Annotated in this window: 6 protein-coding genes; 4 read left to right on the top strand and 2 right to left on the bottom strand. The window is 58.3% G+C overall.

Annotated features, from left to right (window positions below; genetic code table 11):
* The first annotated feature begins 61 nt into the window (after positions 1-61).
* Together NW815_RS13625 and NW815_RS13620 are read left to right on the top strand one after the other, a co-directional pair.
* Positions 62-547, top strand: a complete 486-nt coding sequence (locus NW815_RS13625; protein WP_011432453.1) for a 2Fe-2S iron-sulfur cluster-binding protein — start codon at positions 62-64, stop codon at positions 545-547.
* Positions 548-642: 95 nt separating this feature from the next.
* A complete protein-coding gene (locus tag NW815_RS13620; RefSeq protein ID WP_414342541.1) occupies positions 643-2,028 on the top strand; it encodes an FGGY-family carbohydrate kinase in 1,386 nt (461 codons plus the stop codon).
* Between the two features lie 457 nt (positions 2,029-2,485).
* On the opposite strand, the gene NW815_RS13615 is transcribed toward NW815_RS13620, so the two are convergent.
* Together NW815_RS13615 and NW815_RS13610 are read right to left on the bottom strand one after the other, a co-directional pair.
* A complete protein-coding gene (locus NW815_RS13615; RefSeq protein ID WP_414388313.1) occupies positions 2,486-2,707 on the bottom strand; it encodes a hypothetical protein in 222 nt (73 codons plus the stop codon).
* The gene (locus NW815_RS13610) at positions 2,707-4,560 is read right to left on the bottom strand and encodes a S8 family serine peptidase (RefSeq protein ID WP_414388311.1); all 1,854 of its coding nucleotides are present in this window, start codon (positions 4,558-4,560) and stop codon (positions 2,707-2,709) included. The genes NW815_RS13615 and NW815_RS13610 overlap by 1 nt, the downstream gene beginning before the upstream one ends.
* A gap of 223 nt (positions 4,561-4,783) precedes the next feature.
* Between NW815_RS13610 and NW815_RS13605 the strand changes: the two genes are divergently transcribed.
* A complete protein-coding gene (locus NW815_RS13605; protein WP_369791770.1) occupies positions 4,784-5,476 on the top strand; it encodes a MotA/TolQ/ExbB proton channel family protein in 693 nt (230 codons plus the stop codon).
* A gap of 3 nt (positions 5,477-5,479) precedes the next feature.
* Positions 5,480-5,905, top strand: coding sequence for an ExbD/TolR family protein (locus NW815_RS13600; RefSeq protein ID WP_414352051.1), 426 nt, complete (start codon positions 5,480-5,482; stop codon positions 5,903-5,905).
* Positions 5,906-5,974: the final 69 nt, after the last annotated feature.

Genomic DNA, 5,974 nt, shown 5'->3' with positions numbered 1-5,974 from the left:
AATCTGCATTGGTGAAAGATGCTAGCTTTTTTAGCATCCAGTAGCCCAAAAAGTGCGGACTATGGTCAAGCGTGTGCGGTTGGATCCCATTGCCCAAGTGTCTGAAATCGCCACCAACAGCAATTTGCTCTCGGTGCTGCTGCAAGAAGAGCTGAATGTGTTGAAAGAGTGCGGTGGGCGCGGCCTCTGCGCCACCTGTCATGTGTACGTTAAGGAGGGGATGGAGTCTTTATCCCCGATGAGCAAGCGGGAGCAGCGCACCCTGGAGGTGATCACCACCTGCAAGCCTAACTCTCGCTTGGCCTGCCAAGCGCGGGTGCTGGGGGAAGGGGTGGTGGTGGAATTGCCTGCCGGGATGTACATCCATGCTTTTCAGGATATCGAGGCGTTGATCGGTCGGCGAGCGGAGCAGCCACTTTTGCACCCTGTAACCGGCGCGGTTTTGGTGCAGGAGGGCAAGCTGATCACCCGCTCGGTGCTGGAATCGGTGAGAGGGCTGGATCTGGATATCCAAGAAGCACTGGCTCGGAGCAGCCAGGAGTTTTGAGATTTTGATCCCATCTTTTGAGCCAGTTTGGGCCCCTTTTTGAGGCCACTTGGCCACCCTGTATATAAACAAAGCATTCTCAGGTGAGTATTCCTATGCCCCCTGTGTTTCTTGGGATCGATCTGGGCACTTCTGGGATGCGGGTGGTGGCCCTCTCAGAGCAGGGGGAGGTGGTGGCCAAAAGCGAGCGCCAGTGGGATCCCCCAGAGACCAATCCGGGCCGCTGGTTGCGAACCCTGAAAGCCCTTTTGGGACAACTGACCGCGCAACTGGGGGAGCAGTATTCCATTGCAGCTCTGAGTGCTTGCAGCACTTCCGGCACCATTCTGCCGGTGGATGGTCGAGGCATGCCGTTGGAACAGGCGTGGCTGTATTCCGACCCGCGGGGCCAGGCTCAGGCCAAGCAATTGGGGATCCCTGCCAGTTGGGGTCTCAGCCGTTGGCTGTGGTGGGCGGAAGCCTATCCTGATCAGTATCGAGACAGCTACTTGGCCCATCCGGCGGACTTTTTGCTGAGCCAACTGGGGGGGCGCAGGCAGGTGACCGATCACACCCATGCCCTCAAGAGCGGTTTCGACCTGGAGGCCTACACCTGGCCTCAGGAGTGGTTGGCGCGGCAGGGCCTAAACCCCAAGCATTTCCCCGAGGTGGTACCGCCGGGAACGGTTTTAGGAACGGTGCGAGCAGACTGGGGGTTGGGGCCGGAAGTGCTGATCGCGGCAGGGATCACCGATGGCTGTGCCGGGCAACTGGCGGCAGGGGCTATTCGCTTGGGGCAGGTTTCCACCAGCTTGGGCACAACCCTTATTTTTAAGGCCAACAGTCCGGATCCCATACAAACCCCAAGCATCTATTCCCATTTGCACCCGGACAGTGCTCCGCACCGCTGTCGCGAACGAATGGTTTGGTGGCCGGGGGCCGCCTCTTTTTGTGGAGGCGGAGTTTTGCCTCATTACTTCCCCGACGGCAACCTGCAAATGCTGGATCAGCAAGCTCAGGCTTATCTGCCCACCGGGCTGGTCAGCTATCCCCTTTGTCAGCCGGGAGAGCGTTTTCCCATTGTCGATCCCCGGTTCGCCGGGTTCTTGCCGGAGGCAGAAGAGGGATCCCCCCGTTTTTACGCTGCTTTGTTGGAGGGGGTAGCGATGGTGGAGCGGCTGGGGCTGGAAACGTTGGCCGCTCAAGGGATCCCAGTGCCAGAGCAGAGCCCGATTTTCACCACCGGTGGAGGCAGCAAAAGCCCTCTCTGGTTGCGCCTACGCGCCAGCATCCTTGCTCGTCCCTTGGCTGTGGTGAAACACCCGGAGCCGGCTGTGGGGGCAGCCATCTTGGCCGCTTCTGCCTATTGGTGCTGCTCTGTCCAACAGGCTGCCGATCGATTGGTACAGGTAGAACGCTATGTTCAACCGGATCCAGAGTGGGTGAAGTCTTACGCAGAGATCTACTCGGTCTTTCACAGCCGCCTGAGCAACCTGCTTTGACATGTTCCCTGCTCTACTGGCTTGCTTCCCCGTAGCGGTAGGGTGAGGATTCTTGTTACTGGTTCCACAACAGCCCTTGCCGCAAAGGATCCCGTCCCGCTTTCGCCAGTAGGTTTCCCCTCTAAAACAGCGATGATGGTTTCCCAGTTGTTCAGGCTACAGACTTATGACTATGTAAGTATTAAGCGGTCACGGGATACAGCTGCCTACCTACGTTTTTTGAGCTTCGTGAATGCTCAGCCGTGGAAACGAGATTCTTTTTAAACGGAAATGAAACATTTTCGTTGCATTGCTTCCTAACTTTCCTTCTCTCCTAACTAAAGAGAAGCTAGGGGTGAGGGTCGGCAGCGAGGTGTCTCAATCTTGTTTGAAACGACTGTAAAAGCATTCTGACATCGAAAAGCAGGGATCCCCGCTTGGGGATCCCCGATTGGTATGGCCGGAGCCGCAAGCCAAGCTAGGGCTGCCGCTGGAAGCTCTTGACTTCTAAAACCGGCCCTACCTGAGCCACCGTCACCATGTCTTCTTTGATCTGTCCCTGGATGGTGACCTCTAGCCCCTCTTGCAAGAGCTCTTTGGGGGCACGGAAAAGGGCGTAGTGCTCGCCGGAAGGCAGGGTTAGCACCCACACCCCCCCTTCGATATCCAGGAACTGGATGGTACCGCTGTACTCTTGCATCACCGCCTCAGCGCCAGCCCGGTTGCCGTGGACTGAGATTCCGTAGCCGCTTGCGCTCCCAAGTAGGCCAGGCCCAGGCAGAGCAAGCCATTGAAGAGCAAGAAGGAGCGACCCAACCAAGCAGAGGATCCAAGCCATAGCACCCCCTCATAGAACAGGGATCCGGACAAGAGCAGATGCGAGGCCATGCCAATGCACAAGCCAATCACCGCCCAGCGCCAGCGCCGATGGCCCAGGAGCAGCAACATCAACAGGCCTGGGATCAACACGCTGGCAAATAGGGGGTTCAAGGCATTGGTCTGGGCAAAGGCGGTGCCCAACTCCGGCAGGGAGCTACCCGCCAATTGGAAGGGCCAACGGGGGCCACCGACAATCGCCAACCCCTGCAAGGGGAAAAGACCGGCACTGCCCAAAAGCATCCCAGCCAGCAAAGGCACCGTCTGCAGCAGCCGCTTGGGAGCCAGCCACCAGCGGATCAGCACCAGGATAATGTAGCCGCCCACCACCATCAGCAGCTTCGGCACCAGAGCAATCGGGCCACCATCGAACCAGAAGCGTGGGTTGAGGTAGCCATTGTTGTTCAGGTACTGCAGGAAGTCCTTCAACCAGAGCACCAAGGGGTTTTCCTCCTGTTGTCCTGTGGCCCTGGCCAGCGCCTTGGCCGCATCCAAACGACCGGCCCCGTAGAAGTTCTGTTTGTCGCCGGGCACCGGGGTAGCCGACATTTTCAGCACTTCCTCCACCTTGTCCGGGTCTTTGATGCCCTGAGCCTGGATCAGAGCTGCCACACCGGCTACGTGGGGAGTGGCCATGCTGGTGCCTTGGAAGTAGGCAAAGACCGGCTCGTTGGGGTTACGACGATTGATGGTTTGCTGCAGAATGCCGTACTCGGGGTGATCAGGCGTTTTGGCTCCGCCGGGAGCAGAGATGTCCACCCCCACCCCATAGTTGGAGTAGGGAGCTTTTTCCCCGTTGGGCCCCGTGGCCGAGACGGCGATCACATGCGGGTAGCGGGCCGGGTAGCTCACCTGGTTGGAGTTTTCGTTGCCGGCGGCTGCGATCACCGTCACCCCTTTGCTATGGGCATAGGCCACTGCCTCTTCCATCAGTTGGGCAGAAGCGCGGCTACCCAGGCTGAGGTTGATGATCGTAGCCCCGTGGTCGGCAGCATAGCGGATCCCTTCCACCACATCCGACAGGGATCCAAAGCCATTGGCATCCAACACCCGTACCGGCATGATCTTGGCCTTGAAGGCAATGCCGGCTACACCCAAGACATTGTTGGTGGATTGGGCGATGGTTCCCGCCACATGGGTGCCGTGGCCGTTGAGGTCTTCCGGATCCTCATCGTCATCCACAAAGTCGTAGCCCTTAACAAATTGGGTTTGGGCCAGGTCGGGAACTCGGGTTACTCCTGTGTCCACCACGGCTACCGTCACCCCTTCCCCTTGGGAGATGTCCCAGGCTTCCGGCATGCGGATGGCCCTGAGGTTCCATTGCTGGGGATAGAGGCGGTCGTTGGGCACGAAAGCCGCCTGGAATTGATAGTTGGGGTGAGCATACTCGATCAAGGCTTCGTCGGTGAGCCGCTTAACCAGCCGCCGCGTGGATCCCAGGTGGTCGGCATCCACGTCAAACAGGTAGATCGCTTCTTGGCGGGCAAAAGCGCTGTCGCTGCTGGGGCGGAGCGTCAAGTGATACTCTTTAGCGATAGCGGCAATCTGACTGGGGGTGGCTGTGTTTACAAAATTGACCACGATGCTGTCGTAGGGGGCGGATCCCTTGCCGCAAGCCGTCAACAGCAAGGCCATCAAGCCGGCGCAGCAAAGACCCAACCAGCGTCTGAATTTCATAATTCACGCCCTCGGGATCCAAAAAATGTTGCAACCAGTATGCCCTCTGGATTGACAATTGACGAGATGAGATCCGGCATGGGGGCAAAATTGCCAAAAGGTGCAACCTTCGCCGCGCAAGAAGGGATCCCAGGCCTGCCGAGAAAGTGCTATGACAAGATGAGCGTAAACTGCCGCCAGAAGGGGGGAATCGGGATCGATGGATAGAGTCTTGCAGCTCATGATCCAGGGTTGGTATTACTCCATCCCCCTGTTGACGTTCTCGGTCTTCTCAGTGGCCTGTTGCATTGAGCGGGTGCTGTTTTGGTGGAAGATCACCCATCGGCAGGAGGAGGTGGTGCAGCAAGCCCTGAGCCAGTACCGCCGCAACCCACGCGCTGCCCAGTATTTGCTGGAGCAAAATGCCGATCTGCCGATTGCCCGCATCTTTTTGGCCGGGTTGGAGCTGAACGAGGCCAGCCCGGAAGATTTTAAGCTGGCTCTGGAAACGGCCCTGGCGGCAGAAGTGCCTCTGCTGAAGCGCTTCAACACGGTCTTCGACACCGTAATCACCGTTGCCCCCTTCTTGGGCTTGTTGGGCACCGTCACCGGCATCATCCAGATCCTCAGCTCCATTCAACTGGGGGATATCGGCGGCACCGATACCCAGGGGGTAGGTCGGGGGATCGCCGAAGCCTTGTACTCGACGGCCTTTGGACTGATTGTGGCTATTCCCACCCTGTTGATTTCCAACGTCTTCCGCTCTTTGTACCTGCGGCAACTCTCTAAGATCCAAGAGTACGGCGGCATGCTGGAGCTGCTGCATCGGCAGCGGCAAGAGATGCAGGCCCAACAGCTTTCCCAGTATTCCTACACCCAATCTAGCCCCAGTGGCAGCTCCACCCTTCCCCCCTACTCCTCGCTTGAGCCCTCCTAACCTATGCGCATCCCCGAAGAGAACTTCCGAGCTGGCGAGATCAACATCGTGCCCCTGATCGATGTCATCTTCTCGATCCTGGTGTTTTTCGTGATTGCCAGCCTGGTGCTCACCCGCTCCGAGGCTCTGGATGTCAACCTGCCGGATGCCACTACAGCTGAAGTTCGTCTGCAGCCGGATGTAACGGTGAGCGTGACGGCGGAAGGACAGATTGCCGTCAATCAGGAGAAAATTGCCGATATTTCTGCCCTGATCCCGGCAGTGGAACGCATCCTGGCCGAGAAGCCGGCTGAAGGGCGGCGCTTGGTGGTGATCAACGCCGATTTGGCCCTCTCCCACGGCAAGGTGGTGGAGGTGATGGATACTCTGCAGCGGGTGCCCAATGTCAGCCTGGCAATTGCCGCCCGCCGCCCCAGCAGTAATCGGTAGCCAGCTTAGGATTTGGGCCAGTTTTGTCAAATATAGTCATTTCAGGTTAGGGTGAGACGCCTAGGCTAC

The sequence above is a fragment of the Synechococcus sp. R6-7 genome, assembly GCF_047461695.1.
Taxonomy (GTDB): Bacteria; Cyanobacteriota; Cyanobacteriia; order Thermostichales; family Thermostichaceae; genus Thermostichus.
The sequence above is the reverse complement of the archived record's forward strand: the minus strand, read 5'-3'. Positions and strand labels throughout refer to the sequence as shown.